This window comes from Aliivibrio fischeri (assembly GCF_009727955.1).
GTDB classification, from domain to species: Bacteria; Pseudomonadota; Gammaproteobacteria; order Enterobacterales; family Vibrionaceae; genus Aliivibrio; species Aliivibrio fischeri_A.
Window position 1 is genome coordinate 222818 of sequence record NZ_WOBR01000003.1, and the last position, 25233, is coordinate 248050.

At 37.9% G+C, this 25233-nt stretch carries 22 protein-coding genes; 13 read left to right on the forward strand and 9 right to left on the reverse strand.

All coding sequences use genetic code 11. The features are described 5' to 3' along the window. Positions 1–125: 125 nt before the first annotated feature. From GNP81_RS02820 to GNP81_RS02865, 10 genes are all read left to right on the forward strand, one after another. Positions 126–2564: a DmsA/YnfE/YnfF family dimethyl sulfoxide reductase gene (locus tag GNP81_RS02820; protein WP_155674140.1), complete on the forward strand. Its 2439-nt coding sequence runs from the start codon at positions 126–128 to the stop codon at positions 2562–2564. Between the two features lie 10 nt (positions 2565–2574). Continuing rightward, entirely contained in the window at positions 2575–3189 is a 615-nt protein-coding gene (locus GNP81_RS02825) for a DMSO/selenate family reductase complex B subunit (protein WP_005421848.1), read from the forward strand. A 1-nt stretch (position 3190) separates the two neighbouring features. Further along, entirely contained in the window at positions 3191–4036 is an 846-nt protein-coding gene (locus GNP81_RS02830) for a dimethyl sulfoxide reductase anchor subunit family protein (RefSeq protein ID WP_155674141.1), read from the forward strand. A gap of 371 nt (positions 4037–4407) precedes the next feature. Further along, a complete protein-coding gene (locus GNP81_RS02835; protein WP_133416295.1) occupies positions 4408–4932 on the forward strand; it encodes a pilus assembly FimT family protein in 525 nt (174 codons plus the stop codon). After that, the gene (locus tag GNP81_RS02840; protein ID WP_155658246.1) at positions 4922–5461 is read left to right on the forward strand and encodes a type IV pilus modification PilV family protein; all 540 of its coding nucleotides are present in this window, start codon (positions 4922–4924) and stop codon (positions 5459–5461) included. Before GNP81_RS02835 ends, GNP81_RS02840 begins: the two co-directional genes overlap by 11 nt. Continuing rightward, on the forward strand, positions 5461–6255 hold the full coding sequence (locus tag GNP81_RS02845; protein ID WP_155674142.1) for a PulJ/GspJ family protein: 795 nt from the start codon (positions 5461–5463) through the stop codon (positions 6253–6255). Before GNP81_RS02840 ends, GNP81_RS02845 begins: the two co-directional genes overlap by 1 nt. Next, entirely contained in the window at positions 6227–6661 is a 435-nt protein-coding gene (locus GNP81_RS02850) for an MSHA biogenesis protein MshP (RefSeq protein ID WP_155674143.1), read from the forward strand. The genes GNP81_RS02845 and GNP81_RS02850 overlap by 29 nt, the downstream gene beginning before the upstream one ends. Further along, positions 6654–11048: a DUF6701 domain-containing protein gene (locus GNP81_RS02855; RefSeq protein WP_155674214.1), complete on the forward strand. Its 4395-nt coding sequence runs from the start codon at positions 6654–6656 to the stop codon at positions 11046–11048. The genes GNP81_RS02850 and GNP81_RS02855 overlap by 8 nt, the downstream gene beginning before the upstream one ends. A 22-nt stretch (positions 11049–11070) precedes the next feature. Continuing rightward, positions 11071–11991, forward strand: a complete 921-nt coding sequence (locus GNP81_RS02860; protein ID WP_155674144.1) for a M14 family metallopeptidase — start codon at positions 11071–11073, stop codon at positions 11989–11991. A 264-nt stretch (positions 11992–12255) separates the two neighbouring features. Beyond that, positions 12256–13731 (forward strand): peptide MFS transporter, encoded by a 1476-nt coding sequence (locus GNP81_RS02865; protein WP_155674145.1) that lies wholly within the window; start codon positions 12256–12258, stop codon positions 13729–13731. A gap of 67 nt (positions 13732–13798) precedes the next feature. On the opposite strand, the gene GNP81_RS02870 is transcribed toward GNP81_RS02865, so the two are convergent. Both GNP81_RS02870 and GNP81_RS02875 read right to left on the reverse strand, forming a co-directional pair. Beyond that, positions 13799–15526, reverse strand: coding sequence for an ATP-binding protein (locus GNP81_RS02870; RefSeq protein WP_155674146.1), 1728 nt, complete (start codon positions 15524–15526; stop codon positions 13799–13801). A gap of 18 nt (positions 15527–15544) precedes the next feature. Next, positions 15545–16078, reverse strand: a complete 534-nt coding sequence (locus tag GNP81_RS02875; RefSeq protein WP_155674147.1) for a heme NO-binding domain-containing protein — start codon at positions 16076–16078, stop codon at positions 15545–15547. A 280-nt stretch (positions 16079–16358) separates the two neighbouring features. Here GNP81_RS02875 and GNP81_RS02880 point away from each other — a divergent pair, with 280 nt between their 5' ends. Then, positions 16359–16820 (forward strand): hypothetical protein, encoded by a 462-nt coding sequence (locus GNP81_RS02880; protein ID WP_133416288.1) that lies wholly within the window; start codon positions 16359–16361, stop codon positions 16818–16820. Positions 16821–16873: 53 nt separating this feature from the next. Here the strand turns inward: GNP81_RS02880 and GNP81_RS02885 are convergent, their stop codons facing one another. Then, positions 16874–17647 (reverse strand): hypothetical protein, encoded by a 774-nt coding sequence (locus tag GNP81_RS02885; RefSeq protein WP_133416287.1) that lies wholly within the window; start codon positions 17645–17647, stop codon positions 16874–16876. A 379-nt stretch (positions 17648–18026) separates the two neighbouring features. On the opposite strand from GNP81_RS02885, the gene GNP81_RS02890 reads away from it, so the two are divergent. Then, on the forward strand, positions 18027–18209 hold the full coding sequence (locus GNP81_RS02890) for a hypothetical protein (protein ID WP_011262970.1): 183 nt from the start codon (positions 18027–18029) through the stop codon (positions 18207–18209). Positions 18210–18218: 9 nt separating this feature from the next. Continuing rightward, positions 18219–19427: an MFS transporter gene (locus tag GNP81_RS02895; protein WP_155674148.1), complete on the forward strand. Its 1209-nt coding sequence runs from the start codon at positions 18219–18221 to the stop codon at positions 19425–19427. A gap of 88 nt (positions 19428–19515) precedes the next feature. Here GNP81_RS02895 and GNP81_RS02900 read toward each other — a convergent pair whose 3' ends face one another. The 6 genes from GNP81_RS02900 to GNP81_RS02925 are packed head-to-tail and all read right to left on the reverse strand — an operon-like array spanning position 19516 to position 24769. Then, positions 19516–20262 carry a phosphatase gene (locus GNP81_RS02900; protein ID WP_155674149.1) on the reverse strand — a complete coding sequence of 249 codons (747 nt, stop codon included), beginning with the start codon at positions 20260–20262 and terminating at the stop codon, positions 19516–19518. Positions 20263–20271: 9 nt separating this feature from the next. Then, positions 20272–21006 carry a nucleoside/nucleotide kinase family protein gene (locus GNP81_RS02905; RefSeq protein WP_155670277.1) on the reverse strand — a complete coding sequence of 245 codons (735 nt, stop codon included), beginning with the start codon at positions 21004–21006 and terminating at the stop codon, positions 20272–20274. A 9-nt stretch (positions 21007–21015) separates the two neighbouring features. Further along, positions 21016–21534, reverse strand: a complete 519-nt coding sequence (locus GNP81_RS02910) for an MltR family transcriptional regulator (protein WP_155670275.1) — start codon at positions 21532–21534, stop codon at positions 21016–21018. A gap of 58 nt (positions 21535–21592) precedes the next feature. Next, positions 21593–22864: a zinc-binding dehydrogenase gene (locus GNP81_RS02915; protein ID WP_155670273.1), complete on the reverse strand. Its 1272-nt coding sequence runs from the start codon at positions 22862–22864 to the stop codon at positions 21593–21595. A 50-nt stretch (positions 22865–22914) separates the two neighbouring features. Further along, positions 22915–24312, reverse strand: coding sequence for a PTS mannitol transporter subunit IIBC (locus GNP81_RS02920; protein ID WP_155674150.1), 1398 nt, complete (start codon positions 24310–24312; stop codon positions 22915–22917). A 13-nt stretch (positions 24313–24325) separates the two neighbouring features. Beyond that, positions 24326–24769, reverse strand: coding sequence for a PTS sugar transporter subunit IIA (locus GNP81_RS02925; RefSeq protein WP_005421821.1), 444 nt, complete (start codon positions 24767–24769; stop codon positions 24326–24328). Positions 24770–25233 lie beyond the last annotated feature (464 nt).

Consider the following 25233-nt stretch of genomic DNA (forward strand, 5'->3'; position numbering starts at 1 on the left):
TGTTTATTTATATATAAAAATTAAATTATGTGAATAACTACCCATAGAGAGGTAGTGATCGTAATGATAATAATTTCCATCGGAACATATCAATCCCAAGATATAAATTTAGAGAATGTCGATACATGAAATTAAAACAATTGCTAACCCCAAAAATAAGCCGTCGCAGTTTTGTAAAAGGCGGGTCTATATTGGGTGGAATAACAGCTATTACTAGTGGTATGGCGCTTCCTTTTGCTTCTCGCTCTGCTTCTGCTGCACCACAACCTGCAACGACTGAAGATAAAGTCGTTTGGAGTGCATGTACCGTTAACTGTGGCAGCCGCTGCCCATTACGTATGCATGTGTCTAATGGTGAAATTAAGTGGGTCGAAACCGACAATACTGGTGATGATGAATATGGAAATCACCAAGTAAGAGCTTGTTTACGTGGTCGTTCAATGCGTCGACGTGTTTATAATCCTGACCGTTTAAAATACCCAATGAAGCGCATTGGTGCTCGTGGTGAAGGTAAATTTAAACGTATTAGCTGGGATGAAGCTTTTACTGAAATTGCAGACAACATTAACCGTATTAAAAAAGAATATGGTAACGAAGCGATTTACCTAAACTACGGAACAGGTACTCTAGGTGGTACAGTTACTAAATCTTGGCCTCCAGGCGGCAGTTTGATTGCTCGCTTAATGAATTTAAACGGCGGTTATCTTAACCACTATGGTGATTACTCAACGGCACAAATTGCAGAAGGTTTAAACCATACTTACGGTGGTTTTGCTGCTAATAACTCACCATCAGATTTAGAAAATACCAAATTAATCGTTCAATTTGGTAATAACCCAGCTGAAACTCGCATGTCTGGTGGCGGTGTTATCCATCATTTCATGGAAGGTAAAGCGAAATCTAATGCTCGCATGATCGTTATCGACCCGCGTTATACTGATACCGCAGGTGGCCGTGAAGATCAGTGGATCCCTATTCGTCCAGGAACCGATACAGCTTTCATTGCTGCGATGGCTCACGTCATGATCAAAGAAGACTTAGTTGATCAAGCCTTCCTTGATAAATATTGTGTTGGTTACGATGAAAAAACACTTCCAGCATCAGCGCCTGCAAATAGTGATTATAAGTCTTATATTTTAGGTCTTGGTGGTAATAATACTGAAAAGACACCAAAATGGGCGTCAACAATTACTGGTATTCCTGAAGACATTATCATTAAAACTGCTCGTGAAATCGGTTCAACAAAACCGTGTGCAATTATCCAAGGCTGGGGCTTACAACGTACCGCTAATGGTGAAATTGCTTCTCGTGCAATCTCTATGCTAGCTCTTCTAACTGGTAATGTCGGTATTAACGGTGGTGGTACTGGTGCTCGTGAAGGTAGCTCAAGCATTCCATTTGTTCGCTTCCCAACGCTTAGTAACCCAGTAGAAGCCTCTATTCCGATGTTCTTATGGACAGATGCAATCGTTCGTGGCCCTGAAATGACAGCAACGAAAGATGGTATCCGAGGAAAAGAAAAACTGGATGTGCCAATCAAGTTTATTTGGAACTACGCTGGTAACTGTATTATTAACCAACATGCTGATATCAACCGTACGCATACTATCTTACAAGATGACAGCGCCTGTGAAATGATCGTGGTTATTGATAATCACATGACGTCATCTGCAAAATACGCGGATATCGTTCTACCCGATTTAACCACCTCTGAGCAATCTGATTTCTGTATGGACGCATCAGCAGGTAACATGCCTTACTTTATCTTTGCTTCTCAAGCGATCAAACCTCAATTTGAAGCTAGAAGTATCTATGATATTTGTACTGGCCTTGCTGATAAGTTAGGTGTGAAAGAAGCATTTACTGAAGGTCGAGATCAAGAAGGTTGGCTGCGTCACCTCTACCAATTAACCCGAGCTCAAGATCCAAGCTTACCTGAATTTGACGCTATGCGTGAACAAGGTATTTATAAGCGTAAAGTTGACGAACATTTCGTTGCTTATAAAGAGTTCCGTAAAGATCCTGAAGCCAATCCGCTTAAAACACCAACAGGAAAAATCGAGATTTATTCTGAAAAACTGGCTGAATTAGCAAGTACGTGGACACTAAAAGAAGACGAGGTTATTCACCCTCTTCCAATTTATGTACCTAACTTTGAAGGCTATGAAGAATCAAAAACGGGTAATTACCCACTTCAATTAACCGGATTCCACTATAAAGCTCGTGCTCACTCAACCTATGGAAATGTAAGCATCTTAAAAGATGCAGCACCTCAAGAAATGTGGATTAACCCAATGGATGCTCAACAACGCGGCATTAACAATGGTGATTTAATCCGTATCTTTAATGACCGTGGTGAAGTTCATATCGCGGCAAAAGTGACCCCTCGTATGATGCCGGGCGTAGTTGCTCTTGGCGAAGGTGGTTGGTATGCCCCTGATGGTCAAAGAGTTGATCACGGCGGTTGTATTAACGTACTAACAACTCAACGTCCAAGTCCGTTAGCAAAAGGTAATCCGCAACATACGAACTTAGTAGATGTGCAACTGGTTAAGAAGGCATAAGGGTTAAATAATGAAACAATACGGTTTTTATATTGATTCAAGTAAGTGTACTGGTTGTAAAACATGCCAACTTTCTTGTAAAGATAACAAAGACTTGGATGTCGGTGTTAATTTTCGTCGTATCTATGAATATGCCGGTGGTGATTGGCTAAAAGAAGGCGAAATTTATCGCCAAAGTGTGTACTCATACTACCTATCTATTGCGTGTAACCATTGTGATGAACCTGCTTGTACTAAAGTATGTCCATCAGGTGCAATGCATAAACGAGAAGATGGATTCGTTGTTGTCGACGAGGAAGTTTGTATCGGTTGTAAATATTGTACGATGGCCTGCCCATATGGTGCACCTCAGTACAATGAAGAAAAAGGTCACATGACAAAATGTGATGGTTGCTATGAACGTGTTGGCCAAGGCTTAGAGCCGATTTGTGTCGGTTCTTGCCCATTAAGAGCTCTTGAATTTGGTCCAATTGCAGAGTTACGTGAAAAATACGGAACAAATGCAGATGTCGCTCCTTTGCCTTCATCATTAATTACAAAACCAAACATTGTGATTAAACCAAACCGTAATGCTCGTCCAACAGATGACCAAACGGGTCATCTAGCAAACCCTAAGGAGGTATAACATGGCTTGGCATGAATGGCCGTTGATTTTATTCACGGTACTCTCTCAAACTACTGTCGGCGCCTTCTTAGTATTAGGTTGCGTAACATTAAGTGGTAAATTATCACAAGATGAAGATGTACGATTACACCGTAATATGTTCTTTATCTGGGTATTAATGGGACTAGGGTTAATCGCATCAACAATGCATTTAGGTAGTCCACTTAGAGCATTTAACGCCCTTAATCGTGTTGGTAGCTCTTGGTTATCAAATGAGATCTTTGCTTCTAGCTTATTCTTTGCCGCTGGTGGCTTTTACTGGCTATTAAAAGTGGTGAATAAAGGCTCTGATGCATTGAAAAAAGGCTTATTGCTCATCTCTATGGTTATCGGTATTGGTTTTATGTATGCCATGATCAAGGTGTATTTAATTAATACCGTACCAACATGGAACAGCATTTACACACCAATAATGTTCCTATTAACCATGGCTATATCTGGTCTAGCATTTGCTCACACGTTATTGGTCGCGACTAATCATAAACACGCAGAGTTAAATAATGCTTTACCAGTATTTGCATCAATTGCTCTTGCTATTAGTTTAATGGCAACGGTTGGCCAATTGATTGGTTTGAGCCATATCAGTTCTGCAATCATTGTTGCATCTGACATCATACCTAACATGGCAACACTTCAAGTTTTACGCCTTGGCTTATTATTTGTTGGTTTGGTTCTGATGTTTTCGCCACGTTTGATGTCAAGCCAACCAAAGCTTCCAGTAATATTATTAAGCTTTGTTTGTATTCTCGTGTCTGAACTTATCAACCGAGGCGTGTTTTATGGATTACACATGTCAGTAGGCATGTAATTTAAACACCATATATCGGCTACTTTTAGGCAATAATGTTTCATGCATTATTGCCTTTTTTACACCCACTTCTTATAAAAATGAATAGCTAAAATAATCACTTATATTTTAGATTAAAGTGTTCAACCTCTCCCTTTTAGCTCCACAATCAACTTATCCATTGACAGTTTTAAAAATACGAGTATTTTCGGTAAAAATTATAATTTGAACCTCGTCGCAATAACCTTGATGAATACTTATGAGTTTTTACATAAAAAAACAACATAGATAATGCATTGTTCACTTTAATGCTTCTTATTTTACTTCTATTAAAAACTTTTATCCGTAAACTACCCAACCTTCATACGGTTTAAATATTTTGTAACGAAAAAATGACTCGTAATCAAATAGATGGATTTACATTAATTGAACTTATTGCCGTAATCGTTTTAATTTCAATTATCTCACTCAGTGCAAGCAGCTATTTCTCTGGAATTAGTAGCGTTTCTGCACAAACATTAGAAACGGAATTATTACGTTCATTACGTTTAACTCAAACTCGTGCAATGAATCGAAACGGTTACTGTAACCGATGGCTAATAAATGAAAATCGAGCACAACAAGTTAGCCTTGATAAAACGACTGAATGCGCAACCTCTTTCCCAAATACCCAACGTAGCGATGAGTATCTTGAAAACCAAGACATTACTTATGTGGCTATTTTAGAAAAACAAAATGCCTATTTCGCATTACAGATAGGAAACCAATACAAAACATTAGCGACGCCTTTTGCTTTTGATTTTGATGTGATGGGACGTATAAAACAGTGCCAAAGCACATCATGTGAAATTTTAATTAATGCCAAAACACAAACGAAAATTTGCATTGAAAAAGAGGGATATATCCATGCTTGCTAAACACCAACGAGGATTTAGCTTAGTTTCGATTGTGTTATCAATTGTTCTTATGAGTGCTGCTTTGCTTATTGTAACCACTTCTCTCGTTCCTCGTTCACAGCATAATGCTGAATTAATGTACTCAACAAAAGCATCTGAGTTGGGTGCTGCGGTAATGGATGAAATTGTAGGGCGTCAATTTGACCAAAATAGTGGCCCGAATGGAGGGTTGCCAGTATGTGGTTCAATAAGCACCCCTTGTACAAGCCCAGACGATCTTGGTGAAGACGGGGATCAAGAAAAGGGTAATCGAACACTCTACAACGATGTGGATGACTTTAATGGACTATCCGGCTCAGTAAAAGATGTATTAGGTAACGATTTAGCTGGTATCTACCCTAACTTCTCTATTTCTATTAAGGTTTTCTACGATGCGAATTTAGATGGAGAACCTGATGCTATTAGTGGAAACCGAAAGCGTATTGTTGTTGATGTGGTCGACCCATCAGGACAACACTACGTATTTTCAGTAATTCGAGGTAACTATTAATGAAACGCTCCCTTGGATTTACTCTACTTGAGATGGTTATTTCTATCATTTTACTTGCGGTGGTTGGTTTGTCTCTTGGTGCCATTATTCAGCACAGTATGTCTCTTTATGCGGATACAACAACCAGAGAAGAACTGCTCCTTCAAGGACGTTTTGTAACGGAACGTATGCACAAAGAAATTCGAGATGCAGTACCCAACAGCGTAGAAGTCAACCAAACGACACAATGCATAGAATGGCTACCAATCACAAATACGGCGGTTTATGAAACCTTACCTTTATCACCTGCTAAATCAACCGAAATCCGAGTGTTACCTGAACATGGATTTTCAGTTGGTGATCGCATCGTTGTTATGCCAGTGAATGCTCAGAACTTACGTTCGACTTTACCAACCAATGGTATTAGCCGTATGGCTGAAGTAAAGCGTGATATCGATTTTCAGCCAAGTGAAAATGCACAAATGATTGATGTGACACTCACTCGCTCAACTAGCTTTAGTGCAAACTCTCCGGCTCACCGACTCTATGCTTATAAAACACCGATAGCTTATTGCTTAGAAGGAAGTCGATTATATCGCTATGCTGATTACCCTCTTTCTCGAGCTGAATTATCGCCACATGAACTTAGTGTTGGTACTCGTCAATTAATGGCTGAAAAAATTAAGCTCGCAACATTTAATGTTGAACAAGCGTCTTTAGTTCGTAATGGCTTAGTAAAAATGCAATTTGTTTTCACTGATAACAATGAAGAGGTGCAGTTGGATCATGACGTCCTTATCGCCAATACGCCTTAATAAATCTCAACGTGGATCTGCCTTAATTCTTACGATTTTTGTTCTTATCGTCGTCGGTTTTATTGCTTTAATGGCAACGAAGAACCAACAAAAAATGAGCACCCATGTCGTCACCTCTATTATGGGAACCAGAACAAACATGGCAGCTCAATCAGGCTCTCAAATTGAGATCAGTCGTTTCTATATGGAAAAAACAGGCAGTTGCTTTGTCATCGATAATCCACCAAGTATTTACACCTTCTCTGGTGATGGATTATCGCAATGTGAAGCACAAGTAAAATGCAAACCTATTGGTGAATTAGATTCAGGCCGAAAGGTATACAGCTTAACAAGCACTGCCACATGTAAATTTGGAACCACCACCTTGCAACGTATTATTGAAGTAGGTATTCGTAGTGATGATTAAACCTTTCTCTCGCTCACTGATTATTTCAGCGTTTAGCTTATGTTTAATGCCATTGAACGCATTCGCTTTTCAAACAATTAATCCGAATACTTACTTTCCAGGAATAGCTCAAGGGCATTCAATGAAATGCTCTAGCCCAAAACAACTGACCATGTATAACGATGCTAAAATCGAAGGTACACAAGGTCGTAGTTTGGATTTTTGTTCAAGTATAAGCCAATACGAATTACCAGATGATAGCTGTGATGATGGCAATGGTGGCTATCACCAATGTTCAATCACAGGAAGAAATACACCTGCCCTTAATTTAGGCTCATTTATTCACAACAACTCTTCTCGCTCAGAAACTTGTGACTCAGGCACATCTTACTTTGATAAGAAAAAGTATTCGAATATCACCTTACGTGGCACCTGTGATGGCTATCTAGGCCATAATAGCCAAGAGCAGCTAATCAAAACGCTAACATTAGAAAGCACTCAAGTCACTTTAAGTTCAGGCGATTACTGGGTCGAAAATTTAAATATGTTCGGAACAGCACATATTAATGTGACTGGGAGTGCTCGCTTATTTGTAAAAAATGACATTGAATTAAATAACGATGCGAAAATCACTAAAACAGGAAATGTCTCACTTTTTGTTGTTGGTTATGATGATATATCTCTACACAATAACAGCTATATCGAAGGCTATGTTTACGCTTATGATAAACTAACCTTAAACAACCAGTCCCATATTGATGGTCGAGCCTCTAGTCGAAGTCTATTCATGGAAGGTGATGCCTATATCAATAGAACACTAACCCCACCGCCAACCCTTCCACCAGCCGCATTATCTTTACGCTTAGATGAAAATTCATGGAGTGGTGCAATTGGTGAAGTTAAGGACAGTTCTGGTAACGATTTTAACGGCACAGCCAAAAACCGAATTCAACCAAAGAAAGACAACCCGGCACTGCCTGTTGATATGGCAAACATGGGTACATGTGGCTACGGTGACTTCAAAAAAAGCCAAACGCAATACATTGAAGTACCACATAATAGTAAGTTATCTAACGAAGATACGATTACAGTAAGTGCATGGATCAACCCTAGCTCTTACCCTTCTTATAATCGTTTAAATACCATTGTATCTAAAAATGGAAACTATGAATTTCACCTAAACTCTCAAGGTCAAATAAATTGGTATTGGGAACTAAAAGATACTTATTATCCAATAAATTTAACCACAAGAGAGAGTATTCCTCTTAACCGTTGGTCACATATTGTGATCCGTTATGACGCTCATAACACGCATAAAGCGTCTATTTTCGTTAATGGTGTGGAAGTTCGTTCAATTATAGAGCCGGTTTACCCACTCAAGCACTTAAAAGAAAATACACAACCATTACAAGTGGGTAATGATTACGACTTAACACGTACTTTTGATGGTTTAATTGACGAAGTAAACGTTTATGATCAAGCACTGACTGATGAACAAGTTAATCAACTTTATCAGCAACGCCACCCATGTCCTGATAACGTCGAAATGACCTGTTATGAAGACAATTTTGACAGTCTAACCACGAGTTGGGTAACAAGCCGAAGCAGTGGGTCTTTTACACCGACAGTCATAAATGGACGTCTACAATTAACACAAGCTCGAAGAGCACAATCAACCGCTTCTTCTTATCAATATTTGTACCCTGCACTTGGCAACAAAATCGAAGTTGAATTTGATTACATGGCCTATGGCGGCAACGGTGCTGATGGTTTAGCTATTGTATTTTCTGATGCCGAAGTAACCCCACAAGCGGGTGCTTTTGGTGGTCCATTAGGCTATGGCTTTAAAAATAACTCCGAAGCCGTTAAACCCGGATTTACGGGCGGTTGGCTTGGTATCGGTCTAGATGAATACGGTAACTATTCAAAAGAAGGCGGGTCTAAAAACTACAACTCTTATAATACAGCTCAATCTGTTGTATTACGTGGTTCTGGTGCTCGATATTCAGGCTATAACTACATTGCCGGAAATCGAGTATCTCCAGATATTGATAATAATACTGGCTACAATAAAACACATCGTTACCGCATTACTATTGACTCCACCAACAGAAATAACGCAAATGTAACGGTTGAGCGTAGTGTCGTAAATGCAGGGCACGCACCTAGCTTTAGTAAAGTGATTGGGCCTATTGACGTATTAAGACCACCATACAACCAAGATGAGCCACCTGAAAATTTCATCATGTCATTAACTGGTTCAACAGGTCAGCTTTATAACACCCATGAGATTGATAATTTCAAAGTGTGTGCACTCTACTCAAAACCAATTGGTGAGCAAATTGATCACTTTGAATTTGATCATTCAGGACAAGGCTCTACTTGTGATGTTTCTAATGTCACATTACGTGCTTGTGCTGACGAATCTTGTTCAACTCTATTTACTGAAGATGTTGATGTTACCTTAGATACCAGTAATTTAGGTGGCGATGGCTATTGGCTAAACGGCAATAATATTACGGTTAGGAACGGGATTGCTAACCTATCAATAGGTAAACCTACTCAAGGTAACGTTAAATTAGATGTTGTGAGTTCATCACCATCAACAAAACCATTTAGTCACACGTTATGTAGCATTAATGGTCAATCATTGAGTGATCAAAACTGTACTCTAAACTTCGAATCAGAAGGTTTGACGGTTATTGTTCCTGACAAATTAGCCAATAAACCTGTTGAGGCTACCATCAAAGGCTGTGGCAACTCGTTTACTGGTACCAAAAACATTCAGCTATGGTCTGATTACATTACACCAAAACAAAGTAATTTAATTGGTTCACCTACACTGTATGGATTGGTAAATAATTCATGGAAAGACATAGGAAAACAAGAAAGTGCAGCAACCACATTTGCATTAAACTTTACCAATAATGAAGCAAAAATAACGCTAAATTACGCGGATGCAGGCCAACTGCAACTTAATGCTAAATATCAAAAAAGTTACTACCAAAATATTGAAGGTAGTGACTTATTTGTCAGTATCCCTGTTGGTTTAAGTGCTTATGTTACCGATAAAAACAATTCAAGTGCTAACAGTAACTGTCCATCAGAAGATGTAAGCTGCTCTATTTTTGCTCACGCTGGTGAAACCTTTAATTTAAATGTAAAAGCACATGCATGGATGGGAGATAACGACACCTATCTTGCTGATAACCCAGTGACACCAAACTATGCTCAAGATAACTTAATTTTAGATCATACGTTAGTTGCTCCTTCTCAGCAGTTAGGAGGGAATACAGGTAACTTATCAACCAACCACTACGATCATCAAATAGCACAAGGGAGTACCAACCGTGTTCCTCAAAGTATTAGTGAAGTGGGTGTGTTCGATATATCAGTTACCCCACCAGAAGGCTATTTAGGCAGTTCCGCATATCAAATTAAAGCAGCAAACACAGGCTCTATTGGTCGATTTACTCCTGCTTATTTTAATGTCTTGGGGGACAAACCAAGCATTCAAGAGGGTTGTAATGATTTTACTTACATGGGACAAACGTTCAGCTTTACAGAATCACCAACATTAAGTCTTTACCCGTTATCTGAAACAGGAACCTTACTGCAAAACTACACGATTGGTTCATGGTGGCGTTATAACAACGGCTGGAATTTAAGAACCTATACGGCTTCACCATCAAATATGTCCATCATTGATAGTGAAACTCTTTCAGTTTTAGGTCAGCGCTCTGGTTTTGCAACTCCGGGGAACGTAATTAAATTACCAGCACAATCTAAAATGCAACTGCAAGGGGCGAATTTACGCTACATCAAACCTTTCAATCCTAAAGCCCCCGTTGAAGATACAATAACACTGCAATTAGCGGCGGATGACTTAAGAGACCAAGACCAAATTTGTTATAAAACCAATGCTTCTGGTGATTGTCTGGGCTACGCATTTCCAGCCACTGATACTCAACGACAAGAATGGGGACGTATCACTATGGAAGATGCATATGGCTCTGAATTGAATGATCTTGAATCTAAAATACAAACGGAATCTTATACCGGCAATCAATTCGTCAAAATCGATGACAGCTGTACCGTTTTATCTATGCCTGAATTCAGTTTTGATGTGGGTAAAGATCCTAGTGCGCTACCCGTAGGAAAAGGGACAACAGCAGCAAGTTTAAATAAAACTGATAATGACGATAGCTTAATAAATTTGAAATTCACAGCACCAGGTAATGGCAACCAAGGACAAGTTGTACCAACGCTTTCTTTATTAAACTTACCGTGGTTGCAACAAGATGCCGATAATAACCAATCTTTTGAAGATTCTATAAAAGCGATCATTCATTTTGGCATTTATAGAGGAAGTGATCGTATTATATGGAACCGAGAACAAACAAACTGATCATCAAAAGTAAGGATTGATAATGAAAGACGAATACAGTTACCCAATTGGCATTAAAGGCCAACCTTGGGGAGAGCAAGAAAAAGCAGCATGGCTTTCAACGATGACAGTAAAACGCTCATATCAAGAAGAAGTCGTAACAAAAATCACGGCTCTATCTGAGCGTTTCGATGTATCACAATATGGTGCTTTATCTTATGATACTGAACGCTTTCCGCTTTTGTGTATCAAAACAAAACAATGGGATGATACAAAACCAACATTGCTGATCAGTGGTGGCGTGCACGGTTACGAAACCTCTGGAGTTCATGGTGCGCTGCAATTTGTCGATACAAAAGCTGAGCACTACAGCCAATGGTTCAATATTGTTGTTGCTCCTTGTGTAAGCCCATGGGGTTATGAAGTGATCAACCGTTGGAACCCAACAGCGACGGATCCTAACCGCTCGTTTTATCCAAATAGCCCAGCTGAAGAATCGGCAGGATTAATGACATTAGTTGCTTCACTAGATGCACCAGTATTTGCTCATATCGATTTGCACGAAACAACCGATAGTGATGAAACAGAGTTTCGCCCAGCATTGGCTGCTCGTGATGGTATCGCTTACATTGAAGGCTATATTCCCGATGGTTTTTATACGGTTGGAGATACAGAAAAGCCAGCTCCAGAGTTCCAAAAAGCCATTATTGATTCTGTTCGTACCGTGACTCACATTGCGCCACCAGATGAAAATAACCAAATTATCGGTTCTGATGTGGTTCAAGAAGGGGTAATTAATTATCCGACTAAAAAGTTAGGACTATGTGCAGGCTTAACTGATGCTGATTACGTATCAACAACGGAAGTCTACCCAGATAGCGAAAAAGTAACCGATCAGGAGTGTAATGACGCGCAAGTTGCGGCAATTGTCGGCGCTTTAGAATACCTACTAGCTCAACGATAACGATTCCGTTCTCTTATTTAAAAAATAGATGATATCGTTCGAAAAGAAACCTCTTTGAATGATTCATCTATTCCCTACCTTATTATTGATTACTTAAGAAACAATAAAAACATATTATAAACAAATAATACAAAATAACGAAACAAACGACCACAAAACACTATTACTTACAATATTTAAACGATGCTTTTTTGAGAATATCGTACTTTGTTACATTCTTTTAATGATAAAATACGAAAAGTAATTATCTAAAAGAGACTCCTTATGTGGAACAAACTAAATAAGTCCATGATGTTTTGCCAAATGATGTTTGGCTTATCATTTTATGGCGTAATGGTTATTTTAACTCGCTTTTTCCTTGAAGAACTAAACTACAGCGAAGCTGACACCATGATGGTTGTTGGTGCATTTTCATCAATTGGTCCATTATTTGCGATTGCTGGTGGATTCATTGCTGACAAATTTTTAGGTGCTTATCGCTCACTGACGATAAGTTACTTTGGTTTCGCTACCGGCTATGCTTTACTCGTTTTAGGATCTTACACTGCAAATGTTCCAATGGCACTTTGCGGTATCGCTTTAGCAAGTTATGGTAGAGGATTAATGTCTCCTTCATACCCAAGCTTATATAAGCGTACTTTTGATACTCAAGAACATTTTGAAAACTGCTACCCAGTAAACTATTCAGTCAATAATGTTGGTGCCCTATTAGGCCAATACTTATTCCCAATGTTTGTTCTTGTTTTAGGGTTCCACGGAAGTTTCTTATTATCATGTGTTCTTGCTTTATTAGCTTTTTCGACTCTGGTTATCTTCCGAAAACCACTGCTAACCGTTGGTGCTCATATTGATCAAAAACCAGTTAGCACACAAAACTGGATCTCTTTTTTAATCACCTCAGCAGCAATGATTGCATTGGTATTCTTCATGTTCTCTAACATGGATATTGGGCAAAATATTGTTTATGCCATTGGTCTTGCTGCTATCGGTTACTTCGTATTGTTAATGCTGAAATCAGGGAAATCTGACGCGTTAAAAATGGGAACTATCCTAATAATGACAGCACTAACAACGGCATTCTTCGTATACTACGGTCAAATGATGACATCAATGACCATGGTAACGATCAATACTATGCGCGGTGATTTATTCGACCTAATCCCTATTGCTCCTGAAGCCTCAATGGCAATGAACCCATTATGGTGTATTGTTGCAGGACCAATTATTTCAATGCTTTTCTCTGCGCTTGAAAAACGTGATATTCACTTTTCAACTGCAACGAAAATCGGTTTTGCCTTTATTCTAACGGCCATTGCTTTTGGCATTTTAACTATGGCCGTAATGGGCGTTGGTGAAGATGCGATTATTCGTCCAGAAGTATTCTTACTTATTCACTTCTTCCAAGCATTTGCAGAAGTAATTGTAGGTAGCTTAGTGGTGGCATTCATTCTGTCTGTTGCACCAAAACACATTGAGAACTTCTCAGTAAGTCTTTTCTCTGTTGCGATGGCATTAAGTGGCATCATTGGCGCAGTTTTCTCAACATCTATTGCGCAAGAAAAAGGTCACGTGATTACTCAAGAGTTTGTACAAACAGTATATGGTAGTTACTTCCAATTACTCACCGTGCTTGCTGTTGTAATGGTTGCTGTCGCTTTTGTTGCTTCATTCATCATTCGTAAAATGCTTGAAAGCAGTAAACAAGCGGAAGATACTGAATTGAAAGAACAAAAAGCATAAGTCTCGTTCTAAAATTCAGCTATATGCCTTATAACTGAAAGCCTTACCATTATATGGTGAGGCTTTTTTATATAAGCTTAGCTCCCCACGATTTTAGCATTGCTTCCAATTCCGCAGCTTTATAAGGTTTACTTAAAGTATCGTCCATTCCAGCATCTATACACGCTTTAACCTCCATTGAGGTGGTTCCGGCAGTTAACGCTAAAATTGGTTTTCTATACCCTTGCTCTCTTAAACGCTTTGTTGTTTCAAATCCATCAAGAATCGGCATTCGACAATCCATTAAAACAATATCAACATCATGCTCTTGTAAATAGGTTAACGCTTCCATCCCGTCATTAGCAAAATCAGGGGTTATTCCAAGTTTATTTAGCATCATATTTAAAATTACTTGATTCATTTTAATATCTTCAACAGCCAAAATAGACAGGTTTTCAATTGAACAAGACAACTGATTATTTTCACTTGAATGTATTCTTTGTTCGCAAACTACCTCTAATGGTAGTTTAACTTGAAATTCAGAACCTTTACCTAGCTCACTTTTAAAACTTAACTCACCAGACATCGCATCAACGAGTAACTTACAAATAGATAAGCCCAGTCCCGTGCCTTCAAACTGTCGTTGACTAGAGTTATCAACTTGAGTAAATGGTTCAAAAAGAGACTTTTGTTTGTCTTGTGGGATCCCACACCCCGTATCAGAAACAATTAATAATAAAGCATTTTCCTGCCAACCTACCTTTAAACTAATATGCCCACTTTTCGTAAACTTAAATGCGTTACCAATTAAATTCACTAAAATTTGCTGAACTCTGTCAATATCTCCCATAAGAAATTGAGGCAAATTATCTGCAATGTGAATATCAAATCGTAAGCACTTTTCTGCCATCTGTGGCGTAAAGATCTGCTCGATAGTTTTCACTAATACGCAAGGTTTAAATTGCGCAAGCTTTAGCTCTAACATTCCTGCACTCATCTTACTAAAGTCCAACAAATCATTAATTATAATTCTAAGCATTTGACCTGATTGATGAATGGTCTCTAGAAGTTTATTTTGATATTCCGTTATTTCTGTATCTTCCATAAGTTCAGCTGAACCTAATAACCCATTTAATGGAGTTCTTAATTCATGATTTATCATAACGACGAAATCCCTCGTAGCCCTTTCTGAACTTTCAGCTCTTCTTTTTTCTTTTAATGTTTTATCAAGTAGGTATTTACGTTCAAACGCAGCGTTAATCATTTCAGAAATAAGGCTAAACTGTTTCTCGATTGTATCGCGCCACATAGTATTTGGAGAGGCATTAAAAATAAGCTGAATTGCACCCGATTCAATATTTTCAAGCTCAAAGAAAACAGTCATCTGAGTTAGGCTTTCATTCCATTTAACAGGATGTGAAGCATGAGAAAGAGACTCAAATTCACGTGTCTTCCCTGCATATAATTGAGTGAGTGTACCATTAACATTGGATGAAAAAGACAGACATACTGATTGAATACTATTAAGACAACCTAAATCATTAACTAAGCTCTGCAACAACATTTGTGTGGGTTGCTCTCTTAGTAATCGTTGGTTGTAATCCAATAAAATGGAATCGAGATAGCTTTTAAACTCGAGTAAAACAACGTCTTTTTCCGCCTTTTCTTGGACAGTAAACAATGTATCTTCTACCAATTGCTTTGCCATATAAAGCTCATGACTTTTACGCTCTAATAACTCTTCAGCCGCTTTTCTCGCGGATTTCTCTCGTTTAATTTTCCGATTCAATAATTCAATTGTTTTATCAACATCCATTTATTTTGCCTTAATCTTTTATGATTTGGTTAAGGTGAAACGAACTTGAGAACCATCATCTAAAATAGGAGTCATCTGGATATCAATGCTCTCATTAAAATGTTCTGCACAACCTAAAATCAATCCAAAACAAACATGAGAGAAGCAACGAGCAGAAATATAATCCATCACCATTTCGGTCTCTGTACTTGATATAAACTTAAAACGGGGGGGATTAGCTTCAGCGTATAGCTTCTTCACTTCTAAATGAATATAGCTTTCTACTTGCCTGATAAAGTCAAACGTAGTTAATGCTTGCCCATCTAGCCCCGGCATACTTTGAAATAAAGTAAGAAAAACAGATTTACCATATACTTGCTGTAAATCTTCAATGCTTATGCCAGTCACTTTACTTAATGATATAATAAGCTTTACCAGATGCTTATGATCATAAGTACCAACAGCGGTATAAGCTCCTTCATCATCATTTTCATCTAATATTTTCTGACAAACGTCTAACCCAAATTGATCTTCAACTAACTCTAAGAACTCTGAAAAAATGATCCCTTTCATAAACACTCCTTTTTATACTCATTTAAGTGTAGGAAAAAATAGAAAAATTACCAATACTCATAGAGATAAAGAAACTGTAAATAAAGTGCATAACGAGACAAAATAAAAATATGATTTAAAATGGCATTCGAATAATAAATATATAAATATCTTCTATATGCATGCCAAATCTTATAAAATCTGCGCTCGCTTCCATAATTATCAAAATAAAGACACCTTTTTGACAGTTTATTCTATAAACTTATAAATATACTTATAACTAACTTGCAGAAATTCACAAATGAAAGCACTTCTTTCGTTCATATCATTATTAGCGCTTCTTTCTGGCTGTAGTCCTGAATCCCAATTAATCTCAAATACAGTAACATGTAATAATGACGAATATATATTGTCGTTACCTGAAGATATTTACGCATATCGTCATGCAATGGCTGAGTTTTCACAAATAGGTGGAACCAACCCATTACAATCGACCTCTTATAAAAATAAGTGCATTCCGAAAACATCATTTAAAGACTTATCTCAAACAAGCGCTCAAGAGATATTCGATACAACTTATAAGGATGCGGGAAGAGTGACACACTTTAGAATCAAAAATAATGTCGCTTATGTAGAATTAAAAGCAAATACAGAGGGGTGGGCTGGCGTCTCTGCATCATTAGCAGCAGTAAACCCAATTATAAAACGGAATTTATTTTTAAATAGTAAAGTTGAAGAAGTTATTGTTGGTGAAATAAAATAAAAAGCCATGGTAGTAGCTACCATGGCTTATCTATTAATAACTTTATTAGAGTATTAGTTTACTGAGTAATTAATTGCGATATCTTCAGATGAACCGGTAGTTAAACCAATAACTTTTAAATTAGCTGTGTGGCTACCTGACTCTGCTGTATTCACACCACCGATAATAGCAACCTCTTCATTGCTATCTACTGTTGCACCTGAATCTACAAATAATTGCTCAGGAGTAACCGCTTGGTTTAATCCGTATGAAGGTGTATTAGTTCCTGGAGTAACGATAATGTTATTGCCATATTCAATCTTATATTCAACATCAGCAACTGACTCACCATCAACAATCAATGGTAAGTTATATGAAGCTGCACCAGCACTTGCATCAATAGCTTCATTCAATTCTTTTCCATCAAGGGTAACAGTGCTTGGTGAATAAATGTGAATACCTGCATCATCTAGCAATTTTGTACCTGTTACGCTCGTTCCTAGCACATAACTAGGAACGATATCTTGTGTGTAATCATTAACGATTACATCGTATTTAACCGTTGATGAATCTTGAGAACCGGTTGTTAAGCCAAACACAGTAATAGTATGAGAGTTTGCACCACCAGTTTCAGTATCAACAGTATTTGTTTCTAAAATCATGTACTGCTCGTCAGCAACAACTGTTGTTAAGCTATCATTAACGAGTTGAGTATTGCTTACGCCATCATGCTGAAAATAAGCAGGTGTTTTTTGCTGTTCATGAATAACAACAGATGCAGAAGCTACGCTAGAAAAAACAATTGCAGTTGAGCAACATAATAGCGTTTTTTTAAAGATCTTATTCATTTTCATATTCCATATATTTATATTAAAAACTGACGTTAATTGTGATTAACACAAAAATGTTACTAATATATAATCCTGTTGCTCAATACTTATTTAAATAAAGCAGTAAATTATGCAACTATTTAAGCAAAACAGGCCTAAATATAAAAAACAAACATATCTAAATTAAAAACATATATTAAACAAATAACCAATTTAATATAAGAAATATGTAATGAAATAGTGAAAATGAAAAAATAAACGCATTATTTACTATTAAAAAGCCTTATTGTCGTTATATATGCAAAAAATGCATACATCACTTTACAAATGGTCATTTGCCTAATCAAGCCTCTTTCCATACTATTCGCGCTCTTATTTTTAACCCTAAGAGCGCAGCATGTTTTCACAATCCATTTTCGCTCAATTGGTCAGAATGAGTGTTTTATTGGTTTTAAGTCTAATTGCAGTTCACAACTCACCAACCTTATTAAATTTATTAGCTCAGCAAGCAGTTAATAGCGGTTGTCATCAGCAAACAGGGCAAGATCATAACCACCATCATTCTCACCACCATCACTAAGAGCACATTATGAGTATTTTTCGTTTTCCACCACTAGTATGGCTTGGGATCGGGATTTTAATTATCAGTCTAGGGATCAGACAATCGTTCGGCATTTTTATGATGCCAATATCAGAGCACTTCCAAACAGGTCGTGAATTTTTCAGTTTTGCTATTGCACTACAAAACCTTTTATTTGGTATTTTCCAACCATTTATAGGCATGGCATCTGACAAATGGGGCTCTAAACGCATTATCATTATTGGTGCTATCGCTTATGCATTAGGTCTTGCTCTCACGTCTATAACAACTGAATCAAGTATGCTTTATGTCTCTCTTGGTGCATTAGTTGGCCTTGGATTAAGTGCAACAAGCTATGTGATCATTTTAGGAGCGGTAGCAAAAGTGGTTCCTGCTGAGCACGCAGCTAAAGCATTTGGCTTAACGACAGCCGCTGGTTCATTTGGTATGTTTGCCATGATCCCTGGTGCACAAACGCTGCTACACGATTTTAACTGGCAAATTGCAATGCAAGTGTTTGCAATGTTATGTACGCTTATGGCGGCTTTTGCGTTATTTATGAAAACCGCAAAACCAAGCTCACAAACAGCAGCAATAGAAGACACTCAAACCCTTACTGAAGCGCTAAAAGAGGCATTTTCACATAAAGGATACTGGCTAATTCATGCTGGGTTCTTTGTATGTGGCTTCCATGTAATGTTTATTGCAACGCATTTACCAAGTTATTTAGCAGATAAACACTTACCAGCATCAAGCGCGGCCATGGCACTGGCTTATGTTGGCATCTTCAATATCTTTGGATCTTACTTCTGGGGTGTAATGGGTGACAAATTCAACAAGCGTCATGTTATGTCTGCGTTGTATTTTGTACGTACCATTGTGATTGGCGCATTCGTAACTTTACCGGTAACAGAACATACAGCAGCTATCTTCGGCGGTGCAATTGGTTTCTGTTGGTTAGGTACAGTGCCGTTAACCTCTGGATTAGTTCGTCAAATCTTCGGTGCGCGTTACTTATCGACTTTATATGGCTTAGTGTTCTTTACTCACCAAGTGGGCAGCTTTTTAGGGGCTTGGGCTGGTGGTCGTATTTACGATTATTACGGTTCTTACGAGCCAATTTGGTGGTCTACAGTTGTGCTTGCTTTCTGTGCGGCATTAATTCATTTACCAATAAATGATAAACCAGTAGAAAGACTGAGATTACAAACTGCATAAATGTATCTCAGAGCAATACGAATAACAAAGCCGATACTCGTCATGTGTATCGGCTTTTTGGTGTCTATTAGCAGTTCAGTTTTATCAGTTAATACAAACTCTCAAATTCTGGAATAGCTGGCTTTCCTCTTAACAGAAGAAAATTAAGAAAACGGGAGGTCGATGTTGTAATGATTTTATCTTCTGCAATCTCGTATTTTTCAAGCAATGCTATCGCCAGATCTAACCGCGCAATTTCCTCACAAAAATGAGCATCAGACCCTGTTGTAAAGTACACACCAATCTCTTTGCCTATTTCAACAATTTTATCGCAACGAACATCACTTCCTTTACGGCTTTTTCCTGTTAACGATGTGTTGTTTACTTCTATTGCAACGTTATATTCTTTTGCGCATTGTAAGACTCGTTCAATATCAAACGGATAATTAGGGTTTCCTGAATGGCCAAGCACATCAATACGCCCACTTTTTATCACATTAAGCAAAGCGGCGGTATGTTCTGCTTCACTTGCAGGCGCAAATACAGGTTCATGAAAACTCGCAATAACCCAATCTAAATGTTGATCTGACGAAAAAGGCAAATCTATTTCACCTTTCACATTTAATATATTTGCTTCAACACCACGAAGAATACCAACTTGATGAAGAAAGCGGGGCAAAATTCTCTGATTATTGAAATACCAGTAATGGGGGGCTCCCGGCATCTCAGGAGCATGATCAGTGGTACAAAGAAGTTTTAACCCCTTATTCTGTGCGGATTGTGCGTTTTCAATGATCGTACTATAAGCATGACCACTAGCAAGAGTGTGTGTGTGGGTATCAACAACAACGTTCATTCTTCTCTCCTACTGAATTTCAAACGATCCATTTTGATTCATATACAAATTCAAATCAGCTTTAATACTATGATTGAGTACTTTCTCTACATTTATCGCATCTGAATTCTCATAAAATGCTAATGCATCCTCTTCTGATACTCCACCCCGTATTTTACGATTAACCAATCTGTCTTTTAAAAACTCCGCATCCGTATCAATAAATACAGTAAAATCAGCAAGTTTATATAGTTCGCTCCAAACAGGCTCATCCAGTAATAACCAGTTCCCTTCTACTACTACAATATTTTTATTAACCTGAATCGCATCATCAACAGGATCATGCAAATTACGGTCATAATAAGGCCACTTTGGAGCCTGAGTTTTCAGCTGTTTTAATTTACGAATAAGATCCGTGAGATTAAACGTTTCAAACCCACCTTTAATGCTTCTTAACGAGATGGTTTCGCCATTTCTTTGTGTGGTATTACTTTCTAAAATTTCATTGGTGTAATGAAAACCATCAAATGGCAATACTTGAAGTGGCTCAATGGACGAAGATTGCTGAGATAAATACTCCCAAAAGGCAGCCAATGTTGACTTACCACTTCCTGGGGGAGCGCAAAGAAAAATAACGACTCGTTCTTCTTGCTCTTGATATAACCGAGTAAATTTTTCCACTAACGGTTTGTGAATTCTTGCGATGTCTTTATCTGGGAAAAACGCTTCGGTATCAAAACCACTAACATTTAAATTCACTTTCATTTGGAAACCTTATTGAGTGATTTCCTCTTCTATCTTTTCTAATAACATTTCACAGGAAAGTTTGAGAACGGTTTTTATTAGAGACTCATATCTCATTTGAGAAAAGACTTCAAAAGAAGAAAACTTTAACTGATTGATTGACTCAAGATAAAAGCTGTCTTGCTGTGTTGATAATATCGCTTGATTACTAATAAAGTCATAGATCATATCATCACCAAATGACAGTTTATTTGGCTGACTTTGCGCGTATTCTAAAACTTGGGCATACAATCCAATATCCGCGTAAGTTTCTAATGAGATCTTTCCCATAGCAAACATCAATTTAGATACCACATCTGTTGTCACAAGCGGACCATCTTCTTTTAAAAGTGGCTCAACGGCATACTCCATAACCAATTCATCTTGAACAAAGATATTTGGTAATAATGCTTTTAATTTGAGATTAATTAATTTGTTAGAAGCATGAAGAAATGACGTTGCATCATCACATTCTTCTACGGTTTCTAACAATTCAACATTTTGTGACAAGGCTTAAACCTCTCTGTATGTGGTAACCTCTAGAGGCTACCACATAAAGTTAATAGAATTAAACGCTTAAGCTCACGTCATAGAACTCTAATAGTGCTTTTTCTGCATGTTGATTCCATACATAATTATTCTTCGCTAAGATTGCATCTAATTCAGAGAAAAACGGATCTTGCTTTGCAAGTGAAGTGAAATTATCAATTGCAGTTAAAGGCAAATCGATATGAGGATAAATCAGTTTTTTACCACCTGGGATTTCCAGCTGATTTAAAATGGTATGAGGTGCAGCTTGTAAGCCTCCAACATGTGTGATCATAAAAGAAGGATTAATGTCACCTTTCGCTGATAACTCTAAAGACTCCACCATATCACCTGTAGAACCACCAGAAGTTCCAACAATATGCGTTGATTCATAATGCACATTATAGAAATTAAATGGCACTTTAAACTCTTTATCTGTAGGGCCTGCGAAGAAATTTAAACAACCATCATTACCAAGTAATGCATCGGCCTGCTCTAATACTTGTGCTACTGCAGCATATACCATTACATCATCATACCCTTGATCATCGTTCAGGGATTTAAGGTAAGTAACTGGATCGTCCATCTCAATCGTATTGACATAAATCAGCTCAATACCCTGTGCTTTTGCTGCACTAACCGGGATTAAACTTTCAGCACGAGATAAGCGAGCCTCATCAATATCAGTAACCACTATTCGTCTTGGTTTTACTGGTCCGTTAATCGCATAATCAATCGCACCGATCCCCATAGGTCCAGCACATGCAAGTAACGCCAACGTTCCTCCCTCTTTAATTCCCATTTCATGTTCATATACATATTGAGTTGTATGATAACTTGCATGGAAAGCACCGATAATGCATGACATTGGCTCAGCCAAAGAAGCATCAGCGTAATACGAACCGTCATAAGGCAATACACAACCTAAATCGATAGCAATTTTAGGAATAACTGAATACGTTGCATTTCCACCAAAGGTTTCGTAACTATAACCTGCAGAATACCCCGTAGGTAACCCCATCGCAGGTTGAAGTACAAAAGAGTCACCAGCTTTAAATTGATTTTTTAAATTCTCCCCAACTTCAACAATGACTCCTGCATATTCATGGCCGGTAATAACAGGAACTTCATCAATATTCTCTGGTACTCGCTTATGCTTACTACCAAGTAACGCCGCTTTGTATGTTGATAGACACACGCTGTTTGAAATATTTTTAACCAGTAATTCATCAGCAGAAATTGGCGGTAATTCAAATGTTCTTAATTGGATGTCTTTTTCACCACAAATAACCGCAGCTGTTGTTTGAGTCATAATTTTTTCTCCTACTTGGGGGACATTCCATCCCCCAGAAATAAATATCGTTAAGCCTGTTGTGTCTCAATCGTATTGAGTAACTCGTTAAGTGCTGGGTCATTAAGAAAGTTGGTAATCGTAATCACAGGTAATCCTGTTGCTTTAATTGCACGCTCTTCTAAACTTTCATGAGTTACAACAACATCCGCATCACTTGGTACTTTTTCTATCGCGAAGTTCTTAACCTCAATGTCATAACCCGCTTTAACTAGTTTTCTCTTAAAGGTTGAAGCCCCCATTGCACTTGACCCCATTCCTGCATCACAAGCAAAAGCGACAAATTTAATTGGTTGTACATCTGCTTTTTCTACTGATGCTTGAGACTGTGCTTTACCTTCAGCTTTCATGTCTTTCATATCGATAACCGATTGCTCAAACTCATCTTCAGATTGTTCTTTCTTGCTCATCTTAAGAATCGCACTAGCAACAAGGAATGAAACAACCGTGGCGCTTGCTACGCCCGCAAGCATCGCGATAAAGCTACCTTTTGGTGTTAATGCTAAATAAGAGAAGATAGAGCCAGGACTTGGACCAGCGACCAAGCCAGCATCCAGTAAGTTGAATGTTGCTATACCTGTCGCGGCACCGGCAATCATGGCTACAATCATAATTGGTTTCATTAGTACGTAAGGGAAATACAACTCATGAATACCACCAAAGAAATGGATAATAATCGCACTAGGTGCAGAGCGTTTACTTAGCCCTTGACCAAATTTGGCATAAGCTAACAACATACCTAGGCCCGGTCCTGGGTTAGATGCCACCATGAAGAAAATGGATTTACCCGTTTCCGCTGCCGCTTGTAAGCCAAGTGGATAATAAATACCTTGGTCGATGGCGTTATTTAAAAAGAGAACTTTTGCAGGTTCATTAATGACTGCAAGTAAAGGAAGGAAGCCAGTTGCTACTAAAGCTTCGATGCCAGATTTTACAAATAAATTCGCCGCAGTTACTGCAGGTCCTACAATCTCATATGCCACCAAACAACAGATCATACCTATGATGCCAAGAGAGAAATTATTCACTACCATCTCAAAACCTGATGGAATTTTATGTTCAACTCGTTTATCAAACTGAACTATGGCCCATGCACTCACAGGCCCCATGATCATGGCACCAACGAACATAGGAATATCAGCACCAACGATGACACCCATCGTACCAATAGCACCAGCAACAGCGCCTCGTTTATCACCAACAAGTTGACCACCGGTATAACCGATAAGTAATGGCAATAAATAAGTAATCATAGGGCCAACGATTTCACCAAACTGTTCATTTGGCATCCAACCGGTTGGAATAAATAACGCAGTAATAAAGCCCCATGCAATAAAGGCTCCGATATTTGGCAATACCATCGCGGTCAAATGACCACCGAAGGCTTGCACTTTTGCTCTAGCGTTCATGAGATATCCTTTCTTAATATGCTTTAATAATATCGAGCACTTCATTTTTTGAAGTTGCTGCGGTTAATTTTGCAATGTTTTCTTCATCGACAAGCATCTCACTCAATGCTTGAATGACTTCAATATGTGTATCTGAATCTTTTGCAGCTAAGGTAAGTAATATATTGGCAGGACCAAGATCAGAGCCAAACTCGATGGCTGATGGGAATATATGAATGCCTAATCCTGTTTTTATCACCCCAGCCTCAGGACGGGCATGAGGCATAGCGATACCTGGACAAAGTACATAATATGGGCCATTATCATATGTCGATTGAATAATAGCATCGGCATAATTTGCAGTTACGTACCCTTTTTGTTCTAAGTAACGCGTTGTTGTTTTTACTGCGTCTTCCCACGCATCAATATCGTGATTAACAACATCAATTAAATCATGATCAATTAAATCGTATAGCATGAGCGAGCCTTCTTCTTGGTCTGTATTTGATAAAACTATTATCAATATAGAAGATGGCAGTCGGCAATAGATGACATTTTGTGATCGATAACTCAAAATAATCACAGTCAATAGGAAAGAAAGAACAAATCTCACAAAAAAAATAAGTAATATTTATACAAATTTTAGTTTTGCTACATTTCAATAGATTAAATTTGATATAACCCACATATTAATATAAATATTAAAACTTATTTTTTATGATTAAAATCACACTTGGATAATTGACAAGCTTTAAAGTGTGATTGGATATTTATTTTATTTTTTAAACACTATTATTTAGCACATCATCATAGGTGATTTAGATCACTAATATTCTTTTATTAACTCATAATGTTTTTTTATTACATTCTAATTTCACGTCTGTATGATGAAATAAATTACACAAATACAGAGTTAACTCGTAAATCTCTTTCCTAACATTA

Excerpts from the sequence above, each read along its gene's own strand:
- GNP81_RS02820 (WP_155674140.1), top strand. The coding sequence starts at position 126 with ATGAAATTAAAACAATTGCTAACCCCAAAAATAAGCCGTCGCAGTTTT.
- GNP81_RS02825 (WP_005421848.1), top strand. The coding sequence starts at position 2,575 with ATGAAACAATACGGTTTTTATATTGATTCAAGTAAGTGTACTGGTTGT.
- GNP81_RS02830 (WP_155674141.1), top strand. The coding sequence starts at position 3,191 with ATGGCTTGGCATGAATGGCCGTTGATTTTATTCACGGTACTCTCTCAA.
- GNP81_RS02835 (WP_133416295.1), top strand. The coding sequence starts at position 4,408 with ATGACTCGTAATCAAATAGATGGATTTACATTAATTGAACTTATTGCC.
- GNP81_RS02840 (WP_155658246.1), top strand. The coding sequence starts at position 4,922 with ATGCTTGCTAAACACCAACGAGGATTTAGCTTAGTTTCGATTGTGTTA.
- GNP81_RS02845 (WP_155674142.1), top strand. The coding sequence starts at position 5,461 with ATGAAACGCTCCCTTGGATTTACTCTACTTGAGATGGTTATTTCTATC.
- GNP81_RS02850 (WP_155674143.1), top strand. The coding sequence starts at position 6,227 with ATGACGTCCTTATCGCCAATACGCCTTAATAAATCTCAACGTGGATCT.
- GNP81_RS02855 (WP_155674214.1), top strand. The coding sequence starts at position 6,654 with ATGATTAAACCTTTCTCTCGCTCACTGATTATTTCAGCGTTTAGCTTA.
- GNP81_RS02860 (WP_155674144.1), top strand. The coding sequence starts at position 11,071 with ATGAAAGACGAATACAGTTACCCAATTGGCATTAAAGGCCAACCTTGG.
- GNP81_RS02865 (WP_155674145.1), top strand. The coding sequence starts at position 12,256 with ATGTGGAACAAACTAAATAAGTCCATGATGTTTTGCCAAATGATGTTT.
- GNP81_RS02870 (WP_155674146.1), bottom strand. The coding sequence starts at position 15,526 with ATGGATGTTGATAAAACAATTGAATTATTGAATCGGAAAATTAAACGA.
- GNP81_RS02875 (WP_155674147.1), bottom strand. The coding sequence starts at position 16,078 with ATGAAAGGGATCATTTTTTCAGAGTTCTTAGAGTTAGTTGAAGATCAA.
- GNP81_RS02880 (WP_133416288.1), top strand. The coding sequence starts at position 16,359 with ATGAAAGCACTTCTTTCGTTCATATCATTATTAGCGCTTCTTTCTGGC.
- GNP81_RS02885 (WP_133416287.1), bottom strand. The coding sequence starts at position 17,647 with ATGAATAAGATCTTTAAAAAAACGCTATTATGTTGCTCAACTGCAATT.
- GNP81_RS02890 (WP_011262970.1), top strand. The coding sequence starts at position 18,027 with ATGTTTTCACAATCCATTTTCGCTCAATTGGTCAGAATGAGTGTTTTA.
- GNP81_RS02895 (WP_155674148.1), top strand. The coding sequence starts at position 18,219 with ATGAGTATTTTTCGTTTTCCACCACTAGTATGGCTTGGGATCGGGATT.
- GNP81_RS02900 (WP_155674149.1), bottom strand. The coding sequence starts at position 20,262 with ATGAACGTTGTTGTTGATACCCACACACACACTCTTGCTAGTGGTCAT.
- GNP81_RS02905 (WP_155670277.1), bottom strand. The coding sequence starts at position 21,006 with ATGAAAGTGAATTTAAATGTTAGTGGTTTTGATACCGAAGCGTTTTTC.
- GNP81_RS02915 (WP_155670273.1), bottom strand. The coding sequence starts at position 22,864 with ATGACTCAAACAACAGCTGCGGTTATTTGTGGTGAAAAAGACATCCAA.
- GNP81_RS02920 (WP_155674150.1), bottom strand. The coding sequence starts at position 24,312 with ATGAACGCTAGAGCAAAAGTGCAAGCCTTCGGTGGTCATTTGACCGCG.
- GNP81_RS02925 (WP_005421821.1), bottom strand. The coding sequence starts at position 24,769 with ATGCTATACGATTTAATTGATCATGATTTAATTGATGTTGTTAATCAC.